Below are 22,430 nucleotides of genomic sequence, written 5' to 3'. Positions count from 1 at the left end.
TCCACGCGCAGATGCATCGCCAGCAACGGCACGCCAGCGTTGCCCGATCCGCCGTCATTCGACGCATCGCCTGCGTCCTAGCCACCAAGGAGATGCCGCATGCAGCCTGCCCGCCACGCGATCGCCCACACACACACCGACCTGGACGCCGTGCTGCACAGCGCGATGCAGGCCCATCGCGCCGGCAAGCTCGACCAGGCCGCGCAGGCGTATGCCCAACTGCTGAACGTGCAGCCCGGCCATGCGCAGGCGTTGCATTACCAGGGCGTGTTGCTGCATCAGCAAGGCAAGAGCGCAGCGGCGGTGGAGGCCATCAGCCAGGCCTTGCGGCTGGCGCCTGCGCAGCCGGATGCCTGCAACAACCTGGGCAACGTGCATCGCGAATGCGGCCGGCTGGGCGATGCCGAACAGTGTTATCGCCGTGCGCTTGCGCTGGAACCGGCGCATGCCGATGCGCTGGCCAATCTGGCCGCCGTGCTCGAAGCGCAGCGCCGCCCGGAGGAAGCCTTCCTGACCTACGCTGCGTTGCTGCACACCTATCCCCAATCGGCGCACGGGCACTACCTGCTCGGCTTGTTCCTGCGCAACAACGCGCAAGCCGCCGAGCACCTGCAGCAATCGGTGGAATGCCTGCAGCAGGCCTGCAGCGTGGCGCCGGAGCACCTGCATGCGCGCGAGGCCCTGGGCACCGGTCTGTACTTGCTGGGCGAACACATCCAGGCGCAGGCGGTCTACCGTGCATGGCTGGCGCGCGACCCGGGCAATGCCGTGGCCACGCACATGCTGGCAGCCTGCGGTGGCGCCGCACCGCCGCCGCGTGCAGGCGACACCTATGTGCGCGAGCTGTTCGACGGCTTCGCCGACAGCTTCGACGAGCAATTGCTGCACAACCTGGACTACCGCGCGCCGCAGCGGCTGAGCGAGGCGCTGGCCGCGTGTCTGCCCGCGCCGCAGGCTGCGCTCGGCATCCTGGATGCAGGCTGCGGTACCGGGCTGTGCGCAGCGTTGCTGCGCCCGTATGCGCAGCAGTTGGTCGGGGTGGACCTGTCGCCGGGCATGGTGGCCAAGGCACGGCAGCGCGGCGGCTACGACATGCTGGAAGTTGCCGAACTCACCGCCTACCTGCAAGGCCGGCCGACGCACTGGGACGTCATCGCCTCGGCAGACACGCTGGTGTACTTCGGTGCGCTGCACCCGGTGCTTGCCGCCGCAGCCGCAGCGCTGCGGCCGGGCGGCGTGCTGGGCTTTACCGTCGAAGCCCTGGAGACCGCCGCCGATGCGGTGGAACTGGATGCCAGCGGCCGCTACCGGCATAGCCATGCGCATGTGCTGGCCGCGCTGCACAGCGCCGGCCTGCAGCCGATTGCCATCGCGCTGGATGTGCTGCGCAGCGAGCGCGGACAGCCGGTGCATGGCTGGGTCGTGACCGCACGCACAGCTGTACAGCCCTGAGACGAAATGTCGGCTTTGCCGGCCGCACGCGTGTGAGCATGACCCCGGCAGCAATGGCATGCGGTGGTCCTTGCAGGCCGTCACTCCGGGGCTGCCGGTCAGCGCGTCGTGCGTTGCTCACTCACCTGTGGATGCTTCGATGCCGCGCACCATCACGCTGCACTCCGACCTTGGCGAGCGCCTGCTGCTGCACCGCATGCAGGCCAGCGAAGCGCTGGGGCAGCTGTTCGAGTTCCGCATCGACGCCTTGTGCACGGACGCACAGCCCAACCTGCGCGCGCTGCTGGCCACACCGGTCGCCGTGGAGCTGGCCGACGACAACGGCACGCAGCGCTGGTACCACGGCATCGTGGCAACCTGCGCACAGGCCGGCTTCACCGTGATCGACGCGCTTTCCTACACCGTGCTCGAGCTGCATGTGGTCCCGCGGCCATGGTTGCTGACCCAGCGCCGCGATTGCCGCATCTATCAGGACCTGAGCGTTCCGGAGATCGTCACCAGCGTGCTGGGCGAGAGCGGCTACAGCGACATCCAGCAGCAGCTGAGCGCGCAATACCCCAAGCGGGTGTATTGCGTGCAATACCGCGAAGACGACTTCAGCTTCATCAGCCGGCTGCTGGAGCAGGAAGGCATCTATTACTACTTCACGCATGCGCGCAACGCGCACACGCTGGTGCTCTGCGACGCGCTTGGCGCGCATGCGGTACGCAACGGAGTGGACACCCTGCCGTACGTGCCGCCTGAAATGCAACAGCGGCGCATCCTGCGCTCGGTGGTGAGCCAGTGGCGCAGCGCCCGCGCGCTGCATCCCACCCGTCACGCGCTCGCCGACTACGACCCACAGCAGCCGCGTGCCTCACTGGCAGCAGAGGCCGACGCCAGCGGGGACGAGCTGCATCAGGTGGACGCGCTGAACGCATTCGATTATCCGGGTCCGCATGCACTGCAAGCCGACGGCAGCCGCTACGCGCAAGTGCGTACCGAGGCGCTCAACGTGCAGCGTGCCAGCCACCACGCAACCACCAATGCCTGCGGCCTGATGGTCGGTGCGCTGTTCACCCTGCGCGGGCATCCATGCGCTCCGGTCAACCAGCAATATCTGGTGTTGTCGGCACAGACCACGCTGGCCGCGCCGGAGCATGGCGACGAAGCGCCGTTTTCCAGCACCGTGCAGGTGATGGAAAGCCGGCTGCCGTTCCGTAGTCTGCGGCGCACGCCCACCCCCAGCATCGCCGGCCTGCAGACCGCGGTGGTGACCGGCGATACCGACGAAGACATCGTGGTGGATGCGCATGGCCGTGTGCAGGTGACCTTTCACTGGGCCACATCCGCGCGCCCACACGGTGCACCGTCCTGCTGGGTGCGCGTGGCCTCGATGTGGGCGGGCAAGGGCTGGGGCGCGATGAGCCTGCCGCGGGTCGGGCAGGAAGTGGTGGTGAGCTTCCTGGAAGGCGATCCGGACCGCCCGTTGATCGTAGGCAGCGTCTACAACGCCGATCATGCAGTGCCGTTCGCCTTGCCGGACAACAAGACCCAGAGCGGTATGCGTAGCCGCAGCCTGCTCGGCGGCAGCGCGGACTTCAACGAGCTGCGCTTCGACGACAAGGCCGGCCACGAAGAAGTCTATCTGCGCGCGCAACGCGATCTGCGCGAAGAGGTGCTGAACGACCACACCGCCACCGTGACCAACGACCAGGTCCTCACGGTCAGGCACGATCGCAGTGCCCGCATCGAGAACAACGACAGCGTGGATGTGGGCAAGAAGCTGTTGCTCAAGGCCGGCGAAGAGATCGAGCTGGTCACCGGCAGTTCGCGCCTGCTGATGAAGCGCAACGGCGACATCGTGCTCAGCGGCATCAAGATCCTGGTCGATGCGACCTCCGAAGCCAAGACCACCTCGCTGGCGATCAAGTTGATTGCCGATGCACAGCTGCAGGCCACCTCGCCGGCGACCGAAGTGGTGGGCGACGGTACGCTCAAGCTGTCTTCGGGCGGCATGCTCAGCGCCGAAGCCGGCGCGTCTGCCACGGTCAAGGGCCCGCTGGTGAACATCAAGGCCGATGCGCTGGTGCAGGTTGGCGGCGGCCTGATCATGATCGGATGAGCGCGCCCGATCTCTCGCTGGCGCAGGCGTGTGCGGACATGCAGGTGTCCGCGGCTGCACGTGCGCAGCTGGGCGCGACGATGGCGCCGCAGGCAGCGGTGCGTGCGTTGCTGGCGCAGGGGCATGGCGAGGATGCGATCAAGCTGCTCGCGCGCCTGCTGCCCAAGCGCTATGCGGTGGCCTGGCTGTGCCAATGCGTGCGCGGCGAAACGCTGGACGAGGAAGACCGCGTCGGCGCCGCGCTGGCCGAGAAGTGGGTGCGCGATCCCAGCGAAGCGCACCGCCGTGCCGCGCAGGCGTTTGCGCATGCAGGCGGTTACGTCTCGTTGGGCGCCTGGTTGGCGGCGGCAGTGGCCTGGTCCGGCGGCAGCCTGGCGCCACCGCAGCAGGCCACGCCGGTGCCACCGCCCGAGCACCTGACCGCACGCGCGGTGGCCGCCGCAATCACCTTGCTTGCCGCGCGTGAGCCGGCGCAGCTGCAGACGCGCCGCACGGGGTATGCCGCACACGCGCTGGAGTTGCTGGCCAATGCGCAGGTGCAGTGATGACCAGGCATGGGAAGCAGGCTCAAACCCACCTAGCGGACAGGTTGGCATGCCTGGCGTGGAGTCGGGATGTGCCGCTCGCATCCAGGGCCTGGCCCCGTGCGCCGTGCGTCGGCCTGACATCAACGGTCTGCAGGGTGCATTGCCGTGTTCGCCATCGAAGCGGCGCTGCAGTCGCCGCGGCGCAGCCGTCCTCTGCCAGCCGTCGGGTTGTCGCCGGGCCGTGCCGGGTGCGCGGTGCGGTGTGTGGCGTCCAGCAAGGGATTTTGAATTGCAGCGCATCGCTGTCTGACGCCCACCATCGTTTGCAGGAGTCCGTGTCGTGTCCAGTTCGCAGTTGATTCTCACCGTCGGCGGCGTGCATGCCGCGCAATTCGGGGCCAGCGCGCAAAAGCGCTTTGCCGGCAGTGGTGGAAGCATTGGCCGTTCCGATGAAAGCGATTGGGTGCTGGCGGCGCCAGGCGTCTCGCGCACGCATGCGGTGGTGCGCTTCCTCAATGGCATGTACTTCATCGAAGACCGCAGCACCAATGGCATGTCGCTCAACGGCGTGGCGCTCACGCGTGCCGATCCTTGCGCGTTGAGCGATGGCGATCGCCTGCAACTGGACAGTTTTGAAATCCAGGTGCAGGTGCACTCCCCGGGCGCCGCGCCGGACCTCGCAGCTGCGTTGGATCCGCTGCCGGACGCCATGGACGACCGCACCCAGGTCGCGCCACCGCCATCGCCGATGCGCACCGCCACGCCTGCGCACGCGTTCGACCTGCTGGACTTCGGTGCGCCGCTTGCTGCGCATCCTGTCACCGACGACCCGTTGGAAGGCCTGCTGCTCGGCAGCACGCCACGCGAGCTCGATCCATTGCGGCTGCTCGACCCGTTACCGGCTCCAGCACCGAGCGTGGGGTCCAGCGCATGGAATCACAGCAACGCCAGTCACGATCACTTCCGTCCGCCTGGCAACGGTGAGGCGCGCGCCACGCTACCGGAGAACTGGGACCTGACGATGGGCGACTTTGCGCCGCCCGCGTCGACGGTCCCTGCGCCACCCGTGGCAGCGTTGGCCTTGCAGAGATCAGGCAGCGCGCCGGCATCGACGCTGGCCGTGCCACCGGAGCTGGAGCGCATCTTCACCATCGTGGTGGATGGCGTCATGGACGTGCTGCGCGCACGCGCCGAGATCAAGAACACCTTTCGCTTGCCGGTGACGGTGATACAGCGCTCGGAGAACAACCCGCTCAAGTTCGCCGCCACCGCCGAAGACGCGCTGCAGAAACTGCTGGCCCCGCCAAGCGCTTCATTTCTGTCCGGTGTGCCTGCCTTCGAGGACGCCTTCGACGACATCCGCTGCCACCAGATGGCGATGCTGGCGGGCATGCGCGCCGCCTTCGACGCGATGCTGTTCCACTTCAGCCCCGACCGTCTGGAACAGGAGGCCGACGCCGGCGGCAAGCGCCTGAGCTTCGGCGGCAAGGGCCGTTACTGGGAGCGTTACCGCGACAACTTCGAACAACTGCGCGGCGATCCGGACGACTGCTTCCGCCGCCTGTTCGGCGACGAGTTCGCCCGCGCCTACGAAGCCCAGCTGGCGCGCCTGAAGTCGGCACGGCGGCAGCCCGCCGCGCGCTGACTCCAGCGCATGCAGTGGGCGATGCAGCCAAGGGTGCGACACGCCGGGCAGCCGTGCATCGCGCACGCTCAGTCCGGCAACTGCTTGACGAATTCGATGAAGGCCCGCAGCGCCGGTGGCGTGAGGTTGCGGTTGGGGTAGTACAGGTACGGCCCCTGGAACGGCTGCCACCAGGGACGCAGCACCGGTTCGAGCGCGCCCGCATCCAGGTGCGGCTGAAGCCATTGCTCGAACAGGTGGACGATCCCGCTTCCGGCCACCGCCGATTGAATGGCGAGCTCGATTCCCCCGCCGATCTCCACCAGCAGTTGCCCGCGCGGAACGATGGTGACCACTTCGCCGTTGCGCTCGAATTCCCATTCGGCGATCACGCCGCTTGGAAAGCGGCCACGGATGCAGTCGTGGCCGACCAGCTCCCGGGGATGCGTCGGCCGGCCGCGCCGATCCAGGTAGCCGGGCGCGGCCGCCGTTGCGCTGCGCTGCACACGTGGGCCGATCGGGATGGCCACCATGTCCTGCTGCAGCCGCTCGCCGTAGCGGATGCCGGCGTCGCAGCCTGCGGCGATGACGTCGACGAAACTCTCTTCGGTCAGGATCTCCACGGTGATATCCGGATAGGCCGCCAGGAACGGCGGCAGGATCCGTGGCAGCACCAGACAGGCCGCGCTGACCGGCACGTTCAACCGCAGTGTTCCTGTCGGCGTGTCGCGGAACGCGCTCATGACTTCCTTGGCGCCATCGAGTTCGATCAATGCGGGCTCGATGCGGGCCAGCAGTGCCTTGCCTGCATCGGTCAGCACGACGCTGCGCGTGGTGCGGTTGAACAGCCGCACGCCGAGCCAGGACTCCATGCGCTTGATCGCATCGCTGAAGTTGGACGCACTCTGGCCCGCGCTTTTGGCCGCTTCCCGGAAACCGCCTGCCCGCGCCACGCGCACGAATGCATCCATGTCTGCCAGGCGATTGGGCATTGTTCGGATTTCCGTACGACTTGTTCGATTTATATCAGATTGTCGTACAGCGGCGGCGCCCGTAGATTGCCAATCCAGCGCGACACCGCAGCCTGCCATCGCCGCAATGCCTGCACCCATTGCTGTCCCGGAGTGCGGCCGCCCATGCAACCCGGCCGCACACCATCGGCATCGCACGCGTGCCGGCAACGATTCAGCAGCAAGCCCGTCCACTCACTGCAAGGAACTTCGAATGAACAGCACTGCGCGTCTTGGTGGAAGCTTCACCCTGCCCGGCACCACCCTCAGCCTGCAACGGATGGGATACGGCACCATGCAATTGCCTGGGCCCCATGTCTGGGGTCCGCCGCGCGACAAGGCTGCGGCGTTGTCGGTGCTGCGCGAGGCCGTCACACTGGGCGCCAATCACATCGATACCGCCGAGTTTTACGGGCCGCATGTGTCCAATGCGCTGATCCGCGAAGCGCTGCATCCCTATGACGACGACCTGGTGATCGTCACCAAGATCGGCGTCAGCCGCGGAAGCGACGGCTCCTGGAATGGCGACGCCTCGCCCGAGAGTCTGAGGCGACAAGTGCATGAAAACCTCGCGAGTCTGGGGCTGGAGGCGCTCGATGTCGTCAACCTGCGGCTGGGTGCACCGATGCAGACCGACGAGCGCTCGATCGCCGAGCCGGTGGCGTGCCTGGCAGCGTTGCAACGTGAAGGTCTTGTCCGCCATATCGGCCTGAGCAATGTCACTCCACGGCAGGTCGCGCAGGCGCAGGCGCTGACCAACATCGTCTGTGTGCAGAACCACTACAACCTGGTCAGACGCGACGATGACGCCTTGATCGATTCACTCGCGCAACAGGGCATCGCCTATGTCCCGTTTTTCCCGCTGGGCGGCTTTTCGCCGCTGCAATCGGACCGACTGTCGGGCGTTGCCAAGGAGGTCGGCGCAACCTCGAAACAGGTGGCGCTTGCCTGGTTGCTGCAGCGCTCGCCCAACATCCTGGCGATCGCCGGAACCTCCTCGGTGCCGCATCTATGGGAGAACTTCGCCGCGTCCGCGCTGACCCTGTCCGCAGAGCAGGTGGCAACGCTGGACGGTATTGCCACCGAAGTCGGTTCCTCGCACTGAGGTATACCGCGTACGCGGTGTCTGCAGCCACCCGCCGAGACTGTGCGATGAACTTGCCACGCGTGCCTTGCTGGCGCGCGTGGCAGGAGCATGAGCCCAAGGCCGCGCACGATGCTTCAGTGCGTGGCGGCGGCCGCTGGTTGAACCGCAGCGCCGTCAGCGTCGGGCGTGAGGCATCCGGCAATCGGCCAAGTTCCAGCCGCGTGTCGGCCAACCGCATCCGTTGCGGTCAGGACCGGCAACGACGCGCCATCAGGCCGGCCGCCGCCAGCGCGCATCATCGTCGGCCGCAGCCCCCGGAACCTGCGAAGGCCACCTGGCCGGTGCAGGCAGCCGGGCAACCGTGTCCAACCAGGCCGGCGCGAGGCGACGCCAATGCCGCAGCGGGCCGCTGCGATTGTCTGCCAGCGCGAGCGTCAATTCTTCGCGGCTTGGGGAAAGCCCGGCAACGGCAAGTGCGAACGCCGGAAGAATCTCGCGCTCGAAAAACAGTTTGCGTTGCCGTCGGAACACCCATATCGCCAGCCCCACATAGCCGGTGAATGCGGCAAACGAGATCCACGGCCCCGTCTGTGCGATCGGGACGCCGATGCGCTCGAGCAGGAACCCGATAGGTAGCAGGAGCAGCAGCGCGCATGGCAGGCCAACGACCAATACCGCCAGTTGGCGCCAATCGAGTCGAGTGCTTGCAAAGCGCTGATGCAGTTGCGGATACAGCAGCAAAAAGGGCGCGCGCAACAAGGCGGCTCGCTGCGCCGGGTCCAGCGAGCCGACCGACTCGCGAATCCGGTCCTCGATCTCTAGCCGGCTCGCCAGGCGTGTCACAAGCGCCGGCTGGGTGATGTCGATCAATCTATCGATGGTCTCTGGCGACGACGCGCGTTGCCTGAACCACGATGGATCGTGCGGGAGCGCCTGCCTGCAGCTCTGGCACACCTGCTGTTCATGCGTATACCTCGCCGCGCCAAGACGCAGGCCAAACATCGACCATGCCAGGCCGACGCGCTGGACCTCGAATGCCCGGGCGCTGCGACAGATCAGGCAAAAGTCGGCGACAAAGCCGCAGCCTTGAGTGACTTGACGCTTCTCGACAACAAAAATCAGGATCAAGGCGCTCCCCCGGCGACTCGTCCGCAGCGCATGGAACATCTGAGGATGTCCATCGTGCGGGTACGACGAATGGTACCGATGTCGCCGATGGCGGTCGATTGCCTGAGACATTTTGACGGGTGCGCCTGGCAGCTGCGCCGCAGAATCACCCCGTCGACGCGCCCCATCGGGGCCTGGCGACTGCAGCCATCGCGATCGCCAGCGGGATGCAACCGACCCACAACATGACGCTTGCGCATGGCACGCCGTGCGGTGGCGCGCGGCGTTTCCATAGCGAGTGGATCATGCACAACAACAAGGTCGTGTGGAGCGAAGGGCTGTTTCTGCGCCCGCAGCATCTGCAGCAGCAGGAACGCTACCTGGAGCGCTATGTGGATCTGCGTGCGGCGCGGCTGCGGCCGTACGCCTGGGGCCTGAGCGAGCTGGAATGGGAGACCGATCTGCTGGCGGTGGGCAAGCTGGGGTTGCGGCGTGCGCGTGGCGTGTTTGCCGACGGCACGCCGTTCGCGATGCCGGGCGACGATCCGCTACCGGTGGCGCTGGAGGTGGACCCCAACTGCCGCGATCAGATCGTGTATCTCACGCTGCCCTTGCGGGTACCGGCGCAGCCGGAACTGGGGCGTCCGGAATCGCCGGTCGATCAGTTGTTCCGCTACCGCGTGCGTGAGACCGAAAGCGGCGATGCGTCGGGCAGCACCAGCGAGGCGGTGCTGATGGAAGTCGGTGGGCTGAGCACGCGGCTGCTGCCGCAATCGCAGCCACTGGACGGCTTGGACCGTATCGCGGTGGCGCGCATCATCGAATCGCGCTCGGACCGTCAGGTGATCCTCGACCCGCACTTCATTCCCAGTGCGATGGTCTGCCAGGCCGCCTCACGGTTGACCACGTTCCTGACCGAACTGCTTGGCTTGTTGCATCAGCGCGGCGAGGCGCTGGCGGCGCGGGTGACGCTGACCGACCGCGGCGGCGCTGCCGACATCGCCGATTTCCTGCTGTTGCAGGTGATCAACCGCTGGCAACCGCAGATTGCGCACTGGGCCGCCGCACTGTTGGCGCATCCTGAAGAGCTGTTCCGTGCCCTGGTGGGGCTGGCCGGCGAGCTCAGCACCTTTACCGCGCCAGGCAAGCGCCCGCCGGCATGGCCGGCCTATCGGCACGAGGCGCAGCAGGACAGCTTCGAACCGGTGATCGGCGCCTTGCGCTCCAGCCTGAGCGCGGTGCTCGAACAGACCGCCACCCCGTTGCCGATGCAGGCACGCAAGTTCGGCGTGTGGGTGGCGATGGTGCCCGACCCGGGCTTGCTGGACAGCGCCGCGTTCGTCCTCGCCGCAAAGGCCGACATGCCCAGCGAGGAATTGCGCCGGCAGCTGCCCGCGCACGCCAAGATCGGGCCCGTGGAGCAGATCCGCGATCTGGTCAATCTGCAGTTGCCCGGCATCGTGGCAACGCCGATGGCGGTGGCGCCGCGGCAGATTCCGTACCACGCCGGTTACCTGTACTTCGAGTTCGACAAGAGCGCCGCATTGTGGCGAACCTTGAAGACCTCCGGCGGCATCGCATTCCACTTCGGCAGTGAATTCGCCGGGCTGGACCTGCAGCTGTGGGCGATCCGGAGTTGAGCGCATGAGCCGTTCCATGACCGACATCGATGCCGGCCTGGTTGCGCCGCTTGCGGCCAGCGTGGTGGCTGCCGAAGACACCGACATCAGCGAGTTGCTGGGCCGCAGCGTCAACCCGTTGGTGCAGGCGGCCACGCCGTTGTTGCTGCTGGCGGTGCAATTGCGTCACAGCGCGCAGCTTCCCGACGTGGTCCGTCTGCGCGAGCAGGTGATGGCGCAGATCCGCCGCTTCGAGCAACGCGCCCGCGATGGCGGCGCGCCGGTGGAAGCGGTCACCGCCGCGCGTTACGTGTTGTGCGCCTTGCTCGACGAGGCGGTGCTCAATGCGCCGTGGGGCGAGCGCAGTGGCTGGTCGCAAAAGACCTTGCTGGTGGTCTTTCATGGCGAATCGTACGGCGGCGCCAAGTTCTTCCAGATCCTGGAGCGTCTGTGCGCGGATGTGTCGCGGCATCTGGAATTGATCGAGCTGATGTACCTGTGCCTGGCGCTGGGATTCGTGGGCCGGTATCAGATCGAAGCGGGCGGGCGGGCCAAGCTCGGCGAGATTCAGGACGACCTGTTCCGCCGTATCCGCGCGGCGCGCGGCGCCGCACCCGACAGCCTGGCGCCGCATTGGCGCGGGGTGGAAGACCGCCGCCGGCTGGGCCGCTTCCTGCCGCTGTGGGCCGCTGCGCTGTTGGGGCTGAGCGTGTTGGTGGTGGCCTTCGCGTGGATGCAGACGCGCCTGAACGCATTGTCGGCGCCGATCAGCGCGCAGGTTGCGCAGTGGGGGCTGGCGCCGGCCACACCACCGCAGGCAACGCCGTTGCCGCCGCCGCAGGTGCGTCTGAAACAGTTGCTCGCCACGCAGGAGCGCGCCGGCCTGTTGCGCGTGGATGAGCAGTCCGATGGACAGACGCGCGTGCGCCTGAGCAGCGCGGCGATGTTCGCCTCCGGCGGCGTCGAGGTGGAGCCGGAGCAACGTGGCCTGATCGCACAGATCGCGGCGGCAATCGATCAATTGCCGGGACGGGTGATCGTGGTCGGGCATACCGACGACGTGCCGGTGCGCTCGCTGCGTTATCAGGACAACTACGCCTTGTCGGGGGCGCGTGCCGAGGCGGTTGCGCAGCTGTTGCGCACCCATCTTGCCACGCCGGGGCGGGTGGAAGCGCTGGGCGCCGGCGACTCGCAACCGGTGGCGCAGCCGGCGCAGCTGCCTGCCAATCGCGCGCGCAATCGCCGCGTCGAGATTCTGTTCCAGCCTGGGGAATGACGATGAAGACGCTGTTGTCCAAGCTGAGTGCCACGCTGGTGGTGAGCGTATTGGCGCTGTGCCTGCTGTCGCTGCTGCTGTGGGTGGGCGGGCCGTATGTCGCCATCGATGGCTGGAGCCCGCTGACCGGCATAGCGGCGCGGCTGTTGGCAATCGTGCTGTTGATCGGGGTGTGGCTGGGCGTGCTGGGATGGCGACGTTGGCGGGCGCAGCGGCGCGCGGCCGGGCTATCCAGCGCATTGGCCGCACCCGGTCGCGACGATGACCGCGAACTGCGCAGCGGGCAGGAGCGCGCGCAATTGCAGGCGCGCTTCCAGCAGGCCATTCAACTGCTGCGCAAGCGCCGTGGCGGCGGCGATCTGTACACGCTGCCGTGGTACGCGTTGATCGGCCCGCCCGGCTCGGGCAAGAGCACCTTGCTGCAGCATTCGGGCCTGCAGTTTCCGCTGGCAGCGCGCATGGGCGATGCGGCGTTGCGCGGGGTGGGCGGCACCCGCGATTGCGAATGGTGGTTCACCGACGAAGCGGTGTTTCTGGATACCGCCGGGCGCTACACCACGCAGGACTCCGACCAGGCCGTCGATGCCGGCGCCTGGCGCGACTTCCTGCGCCTGCTGCGGCGCCATCGCCCGCGCCGGCCGCTCAATGGGGTGCTGGTGACCATGAGCATGTCCGACCTGTTGCTGCTGGACGATGGCGAACGCGACACGCACATGCAGGCGATCCGTCGCCGCCTGGACGAGCTGGCCGAGCAGTTGCAGGCCAGCGTGCCGGTGTACCTGATCTTTACCAAGTGCGATCTGATCGGTGGCTTTGGCGAATTCTTCGACGATCTCACGCCCGGCCAGCGCAGCCAGGTCTGGGGCATGACATTTGCGCTCGCGCACACGCTCGACGGCCGCGCCGCGCGCGGTTTTGCAGAGGAATTCAATCTGCTGCAGCAGCAGTTGAGCGCACGCCTGTTCGAGCGGCTGAATCTGGAGCGCGACCGTTTGCGGCGTGCGACGATCCTGTCGTTTCCGCAGCAGGTGGCCGCGCTTGGCGAACGTGCGCGGCAGTTTGTCGAAGGCACCTTTGCCGGCACCGCCTACGGGCCGGCGCCGCTGCTGCGCGGGGTGTACTTCACTTCCGGCACCCAGGAAGGCACGCCGATCGACCGCATGATGGGCGCGGTGGCACGCACCTTCGGTGTGGACGATGCGCGGGTGCACGCCCCCGGCGCGCAACGCCGCACGTTCTTTGTCGAGCGCTTGCTGCGCGAGGTGGTGCTGCGCGAATCCGGGCTGGCCAACACGCCGCCCACGCAGCAACGCCGCATGGCATGGCTGCAGGCGGCCGCCTATGCCGGCGTTGTGTTGCTGAGCGGCGTGCTGCTGGCCGGGTTGAGCGTCAGTTACCTGGGCAATCGCGCCTATCTCCAACACGTGCGTCAGGCACTGCAGGCACGCCCGGCAGTGCCCGATCCCAATGCCGCCACCAGCATGCCCGAGTACATGGCACGCACGCTGCAGCAGGCTGCGGCAACGCAGGCCGTGGTGCAGGTGGCACGCCAGTATCGCCAGCGCACGCCGTGGTCGCTGCGGATGGGGTTGTTCCAGGGAGCCACGCTGGGCGACGAACTGCAGGCCGGGTATCTGCGCCAGCTCAACGCCACGTTGCTGCCGGCGCTGGCGGTGCGCTTTCGCGATGGTCTGGCCGACAACGCGCAGGCACCGCAGGCCCTTTACTACACGCTCAAGGGGTACCTGATGCTCGGCCAGCCGCAGCATCTGGATCCTGCGCAACTCAGCGCGCTGGCGGCCATCGAGGCCGGCAAACTGTTTCCGCGCGATGTGGCGCAGCAGCAGGCAGTGAGCGCGCACCTGCAGGCCTTGCTGGAGGCTCCCGGGCGCGTGCGTGCGCTGTCGCTGGATGGCGAGCGCATCGCACAGGCGCGTGCGAGCCTGCGTGCGGCCGATTTGTCCACGTTGATCTACGGCAACCTGCTGCTGACACCGCCGGCCGGCACGCCGCTGCGCTTGGACAAGGCGCTGGGCTTGCTGGCCGATACCTTCGTGCGGCGCAGCGGCACTGCGCTGTCCACACCGGTGGCGGCGCTGTACACCCAGCCGGTCTTCGCCGGCCTGCAGCGCGATGGCATCGGCCAGGCGGTGGAACGCTTCGGACGCGACGATTGGGTGTTCGGCGGGGCGCCGCTGGATGCGGCCGCCAAGGCCGCGTTGGTGCGCGAGGTCGGCCAGCGTTACGAGGCCGACTACATCCGCTACTGGGACGCGCTGCTGGCCGATCTGCAATTGCGCCCGGCGGCCGATCTGGCCGGCGCCAGCGCCAGCGCCGCCAGACTGGCCGGCCCCGGCTCGCCGCTACGGTTGTTGCTGGGCGTGGTGGCCGAGCACACCCAGGCGATGGACCGCGCACCGCCGGCAGACCCGGCGCAGCGCGCCGTGGCTGCGGCGGCCGGCAAGGCGGCGGCCAAGGCCAATGCGGCAGCGGCAACGCTGCCTGGCGGCGCTGCGATGAGCGCCGCGCTGGCCACCGCTGCCGATCCTGCCGCCGCCAACGCAGCGCTGCCGGGCGCGGCGATCAGCGAGCACTTCCTGGCGCTCAATGCATTGACTGCCGGTGCACCCGGCAGCACACCGCTGGATCATCTGCTGGGCGTGCTCGATCAACTCGGCAAGCAGTTGCTGGTGGTCTCGCAAGGCGGTGGCGATGCGGCAGCCGCCAACGCGCAACTGGCCCTGGCCCGGCAGGAAATGGCGCAGCTGCCGCCGCCGCTGACCGACTGGCTGCAGACCCTGGCCGGCAGCAGCGCGACCTTGATGACCCAGGGCGCACGCGCCGCGCTGGATGCGCAGGTGCGCCAATCGGTGGGCGAGGTGTGCAGCGATTTCGTACGCGGGCGCTACCCGTTCGATCCGGATGCGCAGGTAGACCTTCCGCTGCAGAATTTTGGCGAATTGTTCGGCACCGGCGGGCGCCTGGATACGCTCTACACCGGCACCGTGCAGCCGCTGCTGGACACGCAGGCGCCGCAATGGCGCTGGAAACAAGGCCCGGATGCGGTGGTTGGCGCGCCCGGACTGCCTGCACAGCTGCAACTGGCGCAGCGCATCCGGCAGAAATACTTTCGCGGCGGCCCGGTGCCGCAGGTGGGCTTTACCGTGCTGGCGCCCACGCTGGGCGAGGGCGTCACCCGGCTGACCCTGGACATCGAAGGCCAGCGGTACGACTACCAGCCCGGTGCGGCGCAAAGCATGCCGATGATCTGGCCCGGCCCGGTGCCGGGGCATGTGTCGATTGCCGCCTTCGGTGCCGATGGCGTGGCGCTGGGCACGCTCGACTATCAAGGCGACTGGGCGCTGTTTCGCGCGTTGCAGGCCGGGCATCTGCAGAACCCGTCCGACCTGCGCTTCGTCGCCAGCTTCGCGCTCGGTGGCCACGACGTGCAGGTGCCGCTGCGCGCGGGCAACCTGCGTCACCCGTTCCTGGACAGCGACGTCCAGCAGTTTGCGTGCGGCGGATGACCATGCCGGCGAGCGATCAGATCGGCTTCCACGGCAAGTTGCCGGGCGTGGGCGACTTCGTGCAGCGGCGCTTGCCGGCCAGCTTCGTGCAACCGTGGGACGCGCACTTTGCCAGCTGCCTGGACAGCGTGCGGCAGCAGCTCGGCGAACGCTGGCCGGGCGCCTATCGCGGCAGCGGTATGCGCGCCTTCGCCTTGGGGCCGGGCGTGTGCGGTCCGCAGGCCTGGGCCGGTGTGCTGGGCCCGGGCGAAGACCGTGTGGGGCGCTGCTTCCCGTTGATCGTGGCGATGCCGGTGCCGCCTGCCTGCCTGCCCGCAGTGGCCTGGTTTGACGCATCGGCGGCGTGCCTGGGCCGTGCGCTGCGCGCGCGCACCGATGCGGTGAGCTTCGACACCGCCGTGCGCGCGCTCGCAGTGCCGGCCACGCCGTCCACCGCGCATGCACCAGCGCACGGCCAGTCGCTGTGGTGGCCGCCGGGCGGCGCTGCGCAGGCGCTCACAGGCCTGCCCACGGCAGAGCGCTATCTGGACTGGCTGCTCGCCGACCAGGACATCACCGAGGTCACCCGATGAGCGCGCTGTATCAATCCGCGGGGCATACCGAAACCGGCAAGGTGCGCCGGCTCAACGAAGACGCACTGCTGCTGCGCGACGATGCCGGGCTGTGGGTGGTGGCCGACGGCCTGGGCGGCCACAGCGCCGGCGATTACGCCAGCCAGTTGCTGGTGCAGCGGCTGGGCGCATTGGTGCGCCCGCCGGACCTGTGCGACTTCATCGATGCCATCGACGACACCCTGGCACAGATCAACGCCGAGCTGCTGCAGGTTGCGCGGCAACGCCGCGTGGACATGATCGCCACCACCGTGGTGGTGCTGGTGCACGACCCGGATTTCATGCTGTGCGGCTGGGTCGGCGACAGCCGTATCTATGCGCAACACGGCGGCCTGCTGCGCCAGCTCACCCGCGATCACGTGCACGGCGTGCGCGAGGACATCACCCAGTTCGGTACGGCCCAGGCCGCCGCTGCGGCGGCAGGCGTGCTTACCCGCGCGGTGGGCGCGCAGGAGCCGTTGTTCGTCGACTGGGTGCTGCTGCCGAGTCTGCCGGGCACGCAATTCTTGCTGTGCAGCGATGGCATCAACAAGGAAATCCCCGACCCGGAGCTGGACGCCGAATGCCATCGCTTCGGCGATCCACGCGCGCTGCTGGCGCGGTTGTTCGAACTGGCGATGGGCAGGGCGGCGCGCGACAACGTCACCGCCGTCGTCGTCCGCCTGCAGGAGTGAGCGCATGCACCAAGACACCGCCACCGTGACCGAACTGGTCACCGCCATGCGCACCGGCGCATTGAACCTGGACGCCGTGCTGGCCGCGCTGGGCAAGCGCGCGGCCGTGCCGGATGCCGAATACCGCGACGGCGTGGAAACGCTGTCGCAGTTGCAACGCCAGCAATTGCTGGACGATGTCACCGTCACCACCTTGATGCACCGGCTGGATGCATTGCGCGATGGCGCAGCGGCAGCGCCGCCAGTAACCTCGCCAGCCGCTGCGCCGTCCGCGCCACCGGTCGACGACGATGCCACCGTGGTGATGCCGCGCCGCGCCGCTGCCGCGCCGTTCGAAGACGACATCACCCGCGTGCAACCGGCGCAGCCGCTGCCCGGCGATCTGCCCAGCCTCACCAGCCTGGGCCTGGGCACCCAGACCGGCGTGGGCACGCAAACCGGCACCGGTACCGGCACTGCAGGTACCGCCAGCCTGTCCAGTTGGCAGCATCTGGCCGAAGCGGCCGGCGGCGACCATGCCAGCGTCGGCAGCCTGCTCAAGGGGCGCTTCCTGCTGGAGCGCGAACTCGGGCGCGGCGGCATGGGCGTGGTGTATCTGGCGCGCGACGAACGCAAGGTGGAAGCGCGCGATCGCGACCCGTGGCTGGCCGTCAAGGTGCTCAGCGACGAGTTCCGCCGTCATCCCGATTCGCTGGTCGCGTTGCAACGCGAAGCACGCCGCTCGCAGAAGCTGGCGCACGACAACATCGTGCGGGTGTACGACTTCGACAAGGATCGCACCCTGGTCTTCATGACCATGGAGTACATCGACGGCAGCGACCTGAAAACGCTGATCCGCGAACAGGCCTACAACGGCATGCCGCTCAGGCAGGCGTGGCCGCTGATCGATGGCATGGGCCGCGCGCTGATCCGCGCACATGCCGCCGGCGTGGTGCACTCGGACTTCAAGCCCGGCAACGTCATGGTCACCCGCGAAGGCGTGGCCAAGGTGTTCGACTTCGGCATCGCGCGCGCCGGCAAACACGCCGCCGACGTGTCCGGCGAACAGACCGTGTTCGATGCCGCCACGCTCGGCGCGTTGACGCCGGCCTACGCCAGCCTGGAAATGATCCGCGGGCAGGCGCCCACACCGGCCGACGATCTGTACGCGCTGGGCTGCGTGTGTTTCGAACTGCTCACCGGCAGGCACCCGTTCGACAAACTCAGCGCCGAAGTGGCGCTGCGCGATGGCCGTCGCCCGCCGCCGGTGCCCGGCCTGACCCGGCGCCAGTACGCCACGCTGTGCGCCGCGGTGGCGTTCCCGGCGGCGCAACGGTTGAAGCGCGTGGACCAGCTGCTCGACGGCCTGCGCCAGGTGCCGCTGCGCGAACGCGCGCTGCCTTTGCTCGGCTACGGCGCCGCCGCGCTGGCGGTGCTGGGCACGGGCGGGTGGGGCGTGCAGCGCTACCTGCATCAGCAGCATCTGGCCGAGGTCATCGCACGCTTCGGCGCGCAGGACCCGCAGCACTATCGCGACGAAACCCAGGCCATGCAGGCGCTGTCCAGCCTGGAGCCGGACGACCGTCGCCGCCTGCTTACCGACCGCAGCGATCTGATCGAAGATTTCCTGCTGCGTCGTCTGGACACGTTGTGGAATCCGGCCAACGGCCGCGACGATTACCGCGGCGCGCTGCAGGTCTTTGCCCTGCGTGATCGCTTGCGGCTGTATTCGCCGGCGCTGGATGCGCGCCGGCAGACCATCGAGCGCGAAAAGAACCAGCGCCTCAATGCGCTGGACACCACGCTCAATCGTCAACTCGACGCCGGACTGTTGTTCCGCAACCAGGCCGACAACGCCCTGGCCACGCTCGACCAGGTGCGCCGCATCGACCCGGGCAGCAGCTTGTTGCATCACGCCGCGCTGGAAGTGCGGCTGGATGACGCCGTTGCGCAGGCGGTTGCGGCGGGGCAGCTCACCAGCGCGCGGGCCGAGATCGATCAGGCGCGCGCCGCCTTCCCCGAGTCGTTGCGCCTGCAATTGCGCAGCGCCGAGGTCGCGGTGGCCGAGCAGCAAGCCAAACGCAGCGCGGTGGCTGCATTGCCGCGCGATGCCAGCAGCGCACGTCAGACGCTGGCAGCGGATCTGGCACGCCCGGGCACCGATCCGGCCTGGCGCGGTCGCATCGCTGCTGCACTGGCCGCCTTGCCGGCCACCGAGCGCAGCACACAGGCCAGCGCAGTGGCCGCGGCCATCAGCGGCGTGGTCGCCCCGCAAAGCGACCCGGCGCAGCTGGCCGGCGCGCAGGCCCTGGTCGACTTCGGGCTGGAGCTGGCTCCGCAATCCAGCACCTTGCTCGCCCAGCGCACACGTTTGCAGACACTGGATCAACAGCTGCAACAGGCACTGGCACGCGAAAGCGCCGAGGCCGAAGTGGAAGGGCGGGTGGAATCGCTGCGCCGCGCTGCCGCCGCCAACGATCTGGGCAAAACCCGCGATGCCTTGGCGCGTATCCGCACGCTGCAACCGAGCCATCCATTGCTGGGCAGCGAAGGCCCGCAACTGCTCTCGCAGGTGTATCGCAACAACGCCGGCGATGCGTTCGCGCAGGGCGGTTATGCACAGGCCGCCGACCTGCTTGCGCAAGCCGTGCAGATGCTCGGCCAACGTGCCGAACTGCGTAGTGCGCAGGCACGCTACGCGGCGATCGCGGCGGTGATGAGCGCCGCCAACCTGCCGGCCAACCAACGCCAGCAACTGGGGCAGCGCCTGCAGGCCCTGTATCGCAGCGATGCCACTGCGATGGCGCAACTGGAAGCGCAGATGAAAGCCGCCGGGCAACTGCCCGAAGGCACGCTGTCCGCACGCCTGCAACGTGCGCCTGCCGTCGATGCGCCCGCATCCGACAGCGTGCCCGCCGGCAGCGCCACCGATGCAACGGCGCCCACCCCGACAACAAAACCAGCGCGCGGCAAATCCACGGCCAAGCCCACCAATGCCACCACCGGCGCAGCGCGCGGCACCACGGCCACTGCCGCCTTGCCCGTAAGCGTGGACGACGACGCCAGCCTGCCGCCGGTGCCCACCGGCCCTGACCCCTGCGGCGGTGCCGGCCTGCCCGGCCGTGGCGCGGCCTGTTTCGACACGCTGGGCGACACCCGCGGCCCGATGCTGGTGGTGGTGCCCGGCATCGGCGGCGGCAAGCCGTATGCGCTGTCGCGCGGCGAGGTGGCGGTGGCCGATTTCAACCTGTTCTGCCAGGCCACCGGCCGCTGCACCGCGCAGGCCGCCAGCACCCCCGAACTGGCGCGTGCACCGGTGCGCAACATCAGCCTGACCCAGGCCCGTGCCTATCTGCGCTGGTTGACCATCGGCAGCGGCGGCTGGCGCTATCGCCTGCCCAGCGATGCCGAATGGCTGCATGCTGCGCAGGCCGCGGCCAACTGGCGCCAGGCCGAGGACAGCAACTGCGTGCCGCCCACCGCCAGCGCCGCCGATACGGTACGCGCGCCGGTGTCGGCGCGTGGCCGCGATGCCAATCCCTGGGGGCTGATCAACCTCACCGGCAATGTCTGGGAGTGGGTCTCCAGCGGCGCGGGCGTGCAGGCGCGCGGCGGCAGCTTTGCCAGTTACTGGTCCGATTGCACCGTGCAGGCCAGCCGCGCCGACAACGGCTCGGCGCAACCGGACGTGGGCTTTCGCGTGCTGCGGGAGCTGCCATGAGCGGCAGCACGCAGCACCCTGCCAACGCCCAGCTGCATGCGCTGGCCCAGGCGCACCAGCTGGGCCAGATCGATCGCGCGCAGTACCGCGCCCGTCGGCGCAGCGTGCTGGACGCCGCGCGCCAGGCGCAGGGGACGACCCTGCGCAACCCGCAGCCGCGGCTGCTTGACGACCGCTCCAGTCCGCCGCGGCAGCGTGATCGCGTCAGCCGATTGCGCAGACGTGCCATGGCAATTGTCGTAACAGTGACCGTCGTCGCACTAATGTTGCTAACATTCCATAAATGTACGCCAGGGTTCGACCGGCGTTCAGTCAGGGGCGAGCGCAACCACGCCGATCTCCATGCAGGCATGCCGACCGCCGCATGCGCAGCACGGGACGTGGGGTCTGCGCGACAACGGATGTTTTCAGGGGTAAGTGACGTATGCGTATGACGTGTCTGGCCGCGGCGCTGTCCGCGTGCCTGTTGCTGGCCGCACCTGCGCGGGCGCAGGACCACAGCGCCTCCGATGTCGCGCCCGCAGGCGCCGCCACGCTGCCGGCGGTGAAGGATCGCGGCGATGCCGCAGCCACCTTGCCCGTGCGCGGCTTTCGCGTGCGCGATGTGGGCAACTACCCCGAGGCGGGCATCGATCCGGCGCGCGTGCAGGCGGTGGCCGATGCCGCGTTCGCCGCGCTGGCGCAGGGCCAGCCGGTGGTGGCGCTGCGCTTCGACCAGCTGCAGGCGGTGGCCGACACCGTCACCCAGGCCTATCGCAGCGCCGGCTTCATCGTCAGCACCGCCTACCTGCCGGCGCAGACCCCCGGCCCGGACCAGGTGATCGAGATCCGCGTGCTCGAAGGCCGGATCGGCCAGGTCACCGTGCAAGGTGCTGCGCGCTATCGCGGCAACACCTTGTCGGCGCCGCTGCGCCAGCTGCAGGGCCGCCCGCTACGCAAGCAGGACGTGGACACCGCGCTGCTGTACGCACGCGATCTGCCCGGTGTGTCGCTATCGTCGGTACTGCAACCGGGCCAGAACGCCGGCGAGACCGACGTGGTCCTGGTCGCCAGCGAAGCCGCGCGCCCGTACGTGATCAGCCTGGGCGGCAACAACTACGGCACCGAACTCACCGGCCGCTATCGCGCCCAGGCCGGCATCACCTGGAACAGCCCGCTCGGGCTGGGCGATGTGTTCGCCGCCAACTACGCCTATTCGTTGGCGCCGCGGCAGAGCCAGATCGGTGCGTTGTCGTATGCGCTGCCGGTCGGGCAGGTGTCGGGCCTGAGCGCGGTGGTCGGCGCCAGCCGCAGCGAGCTGGAGGTGCGCAACGGCGTGTTCGCCCGGCTCGGCCTCAAGGGCCCCACGTCGGTGGTGTATGCCGGCGCCGACTGGAAATTCATCAACCACGATCTGCTGCAGCTGCAAGGCTCGGCGCGCTACCTGCGCGAGAAATCGCGGCTGGATGCGGCCGGCGTCACGCTGTCGGACCAATCCTTCGACGTGGCCGAACTCGGCGCCTCGCTGCGCCGCACCGATCTGCGCTGGCGCGGCGTGGACCTGCTGCAGCTCAGCGTGCGCCAGGCCTTGCGCGATGGCTCGGCCGATCCGGATCTGGTCAGCCCCGACCGCGACAGCCACTTCACCCTGGCGCGGTTGTCCTACACGCGCCTGCAATATCTCACCCGCACCCAGCGCCTGTATTTCAAGTTCAGCGGCCAATACAGCGACGACACGCTGGCGCCGCTGGAGCAGTTCGCCGTGGGCGGGCCGGACAGCGTGCGCGCCTATCCGGTGTCCGATGCATTGGGCGATCGCGGCTATTACGCCGCGCTGGAATATCACGTCGATGCGCCCGGCTTTGCCGATGCCGCCTCGCCGTTCAACGGCCGCCCGTGGCGCGAACTGCTGGAGCTGGACGTGTTCGCCGACCACGCGCGCGTCTACGCGGCCAACGGTGCGGTCGCGCCATCCACGTTCGATGCCGCCGGCGTCGGTTTCACCTTCCGCCTGCCGCAGTACGCCAATTTCGAATGGCGCCTCACCGCCGCACTGCCGACCGGAAGCCGCGATGCGTCCGATGGACGCGACGACGCCCGCATCTACACGCGTTTCGGCTTCACCTTCTGAGG

Annotated in this window: 15 protein-coding genes; 13 read left to right on the top strand and 2 right to left on the bottom strand. The window is 68.5% G+C overall.

Going from position 1 to position 22,430, the window contains the following annotated elements; all coding sequences use genetic code 11:
- Window positions 1-165: 165 nt before the first annotated feature.
- The 4 genes from VZ068_RS20385 (at window position 166) to tagH (ending at window position 5,728) form a co-directional block, all read left to right on the top strand.
- On the top strand, window positions 166-1,452 hold the full coding sequence (locus VZ068_RS20385) for a tetratricopeptide repeat protein (RefSeq protein WP_349657768.1): 1,287 nt from the start codon (window positions 166-168) through the stop codon (window positions 1,450-1,452).
- 139 nt (window positions 1,453-1,591) lie between these two features.
- Window positions 1,592-3,556: a type VI secretion system tip protein TssI/VgrG gene (tssI, locus tag VZ068_RS20380; protein ID WP_349656325.1), complete on the top strand. Its 1,965-nt coding sequence runs from the start codon at window positions 1,592-1,594 to the stop codon at window positions 3,554-3,556.
- The gene (locus VZ068_RS20375) at window positions 3,553-4,101 is read left to right on the top strand and encodes a hypothetical protein (protein WP_349656324.1); all 549 of its coding nucleotides are present in this window, start codon (window positions 3,553-3,555) and stop codon (window positions 4,099-4,101) included. The genes tssI and VZ068_RS20375 overlap by 4 nt, the downstream gene beginning before the upstream one ends.
- Before the next feature lie 322 nt (window positions 4,102-4,423).
- Window positions 4,424-5,728, top strand: coding sequence for a type VI secretion system-associated FHA domain protein TagH (gene tagH, locus VZ068_RS20370; RefSeq protein ID WP_349656323.1), 1,305 nt, complete (start codon window positions 4,424-4,426; stop codon window positions 5,726-5,728).
- A 68-nt stretch (window positions 5,729-5,796) separates the two neighbouring features.
- On the opposite strand, the gene VZ068_RS20365 is transcribed toward tagH, so the two are convergent.
- Complete coding sequence (locus tag VZ068_RS20365) at window positions 5,797-6,678, bottom strand: LysR family transcriptional regulator (RefSeq protein WP_259167351.1); 882 nt, start codon at window positions 6,676-6,678, stop codon at window positions 5,797-5,799.
- Window positions 6,679-6,931: 253 nt separating this feature from the next.
- Between VZ068_RS20365 and VZ068_RS20360 the strand changes: the two genes are divergently transcribed.
- Window positions 6,932-7,822 carry an aldo/keto reductase family oxidoreductase gene (locus VZ068_RS20360; protein WP_349656322.1) on the top strand — a complete coding sequence of 297 codons (891 nt, stop codon included), beginning with the start codon at window positions 6,932-6,934 and terminating at the stop codon, window positions 7,820-7,822.
- Between the two features lie 252 nt (window positions 7,823-8,074).
- On the opposite strand, the gene VZ068_RS20355 is transcribed toward VZ068_RS20360, so the two are convergent.
- Window positions 8,075-8,932: a hypothetical protein gene (locus tag VZ068_RS20355; protein WP_349656321.1), complete on the bottom strand. Its 858-nt coding sequence runs from the start codon at window positions 8,930-8,932 to the stop codon at window positions 8,075-8,077.
- A 284-nt stretch (window positions 8,933-9,216) separates the two neighbouring features.
- Between VZ068_RS20355 and tssK the strand changes: the two genes are divergently transcribed.
- The 8 genes from tssK to VZ068_RS20315 are packed head-to-tail and all read left to right on the top strand — an operon-like array spanning window position 9,217 to window position 22,428.
- A complete protein-coding gene (gene tssK, locus VZ068_RS20350; RefSeq protein ID WP_349657767.1) occupies window positions 9,217-10,551 on the top strand; it encodes a type VI secretion system baseplate subunit TssK in 1,335 nt (444 codons plus the stop codon).
- 4 nt (window positions 10,552-10,555) lie between these two features.
- Complete coding sequence (icmH, locus tag VZ068_RS20345; protein WP_349656320.1) at window positions 10,556-11,806, top strand: type IVB secretion system protein IcmH/DotU; 1,251 nt, start codon at window positions 10,556-10,558, stop codon at window positions 11,804-11,806.
- Entirely contained in the window at window positions 11,803-15,333 is a 3,531-nt protein-coding gene (gene tssM / locus VZ068_RS20340; RefSeq protein WP_349656319.1) for a type VI secretion system membrane subunit TssM, read from the top strand. The genes icmH and tssM overlap by 4 nt, the downstream gene beginning before the upstream one ends.
- A complete protein-coding gene (gene tagF, locus VZ068_RS20335; RefSeq protein WP_349656318.1) occupies window positions 15,330-15,905 on the top strand; it encodes a type VI secretion system-associated protein TagF in 576 nt (191 codons plus the stop codon). The genes tssM and tagF overlap by 4 nt, the downstream gene beginning before the upstream one ends.
- The gene (locus VZ068_RS20330) at window positions 15,902-16,618 is read left to right on the top strand and encodes a PP2C family serine/threonine-protein phosphatase (protein ID WP_259157402.1); all 717 of its coding nucleotides are present in this window, start codon (window positions 15,902-15,904) and stop codon (window positions 16,616-16,618) included. The genes tagF and VZ068_RS20330 overlap by 4 nt, the downstream gene beginning before the upstream one ends.
- Window positions 16,619-16,622: 4 nt before the next feature.
- The gene (locus VZ068_RS20325) at window positions 16,623-20,318 is read left to right on the top strand and encodes a bifunctional serine/threonine-protein kinase/formylglycine-generating enzyme family protein (RefSeq protein WP_349656317.1); all 3,696 of its coding nucleotides are present in this window, start codon (window positions 16,623-16,625) and stop codon (window positions 20,316-20,318) included.
- Window positions 20,315-20,752 carry a hypothetical protein gene (locus tag VZ068_RS20320; RefSeq protein WP_349656316.1) on the top strand — a complete coding sequence of 146 codons (438 nt, stop codon included), beginning with the start codon at window positions 20,315-20,317 and terminating at the stop codon, window positions 20,750-20,752. Before VZ068_RS20325 ends, VZ068_RS20320 begins: the two co-directional genes overlap by 4 nt.
- The gene (locus tag VZ068_RS20315) at window positions 20,749-22,428 is read left to right on the top strand and encodes a ShlB/FhaC/HecB family hemolysin secretion/activation protein (RefSeq protein WP_349656315.1); all 1,680 of its coding nucleotides are present in this window, start codon (window positions 20,749-20,751) and stop codon (window positions 22,426-22,428) included. The genes VZ068_RS20320 and VZ068_RS20315 overlap by 4 nt, the downstream gene beginning before the upstream one ends.
- Window positions 22,429-22,430: the final 2 nt, after the last annotated feature.

The organism is Xanthomonas sp. 10-10 (assembly GCF_040182365.1).
Classification (GTDB): domain Bacteria; phylum Pseudomonadota; class Gammaproteobacteria; order Xanthomonadales; family Xanthomonadaceae; genus Xanthomonas; species Xanthomonas arboricola_F.
This window is presented reverse-complemented; position numbering and strand designations above follow the sequence as displayed.

Bases quoted from the DNA above. Each gene is read 5' to 3' on its own strand.
- VZ068_RS20385 (WP_349657768.1), top strand. From the start codon at position 166: ATGCAGGCCCATCGCGCCGGCAAGCTCGACCAGGCCGCGCAGGCGTAT.
- tssI (WP_349656325.1), top strand. From the start codon at position 1,592: ATGCCGCGCACCATCACGCTGCACTCCGACCTTGGCGAGCGCCTGCTG.
- VZ068_RS20375 (WP_349656324.1), top strand. From the start codon at position 3,553: ATGAGCGCGCCCGATCTCTCGCTGGCGCAGGCGTGTGCGGACATGCAG.
- VZ068_RS20365 (WP_259167351.1), bottom strand. From the start codon at position 6,678: ATGGATGCATTCGTGCGCGTGGCGCGGGCAGGCGGTTTCCGGGAAGCG.
- VZ068_RS20360 (WP_349656322.1), top strand. From the start codon at position 6,932: ATGAACAGCACTGCGCGTCTTGGTGGAAGCTTCACCCTGCCCGGCACC.
- tssK (WP_349657767.1), top strand. From the start codon at position 9,217: ATGCACAACAACAAGGTCGTGTGGAGCGAAGGGCTGTTTCTGCGCCCG.
- icmH (WP_349656320.1), top strand. From the start codon at position 10,556: ATGAGCCGTTCCATGACCGACATCGATGCCGGCCTGGTTGCGCCGCTT.
- tssM (WP_349656319.1), top strand. From the start codon at position 11,803: ATGACGATGAAGACGCTGTTGTCCAAGCTGAGTGCCACGCTGGTGGTG.
- tagF (WP_349656318.1), top strand. From the start codon at position 15,330: ATGACCATGCCGGCGAGCGATCAGATCGGCTTCCACGGCAAGTTGCCG.
- VZ068_RS20330 (WP_259157402.1), top strand. From the start codon at position 15,902: ATGAGCGCGCTGTATCAATCCGCGGGGCATACCGAAACCGGCAAGGTG.
- VZ068_RS20325 (WP_349656317.1), top strand. From the start codon at position 16,623: ATGCACCAAGACACCGCCACCGTGACCGAACTGGTCACCGCCATGCGC.
- VZ068_RS20320 (WP_349656316.1), top strand. From the start codon at position 20,315: ATGAGCGGCAGCACGCAGCACCCTGCCAACGCCCAGCTGCATGCGCTG.
- VZ068_RS20315 (WP_349656315.1), top strand. From the start codon at position 20,749: ATGACGTGTCTGGCCGCGGCGCTGTCCGCGTGCCTGTTGCTGGCCGCA.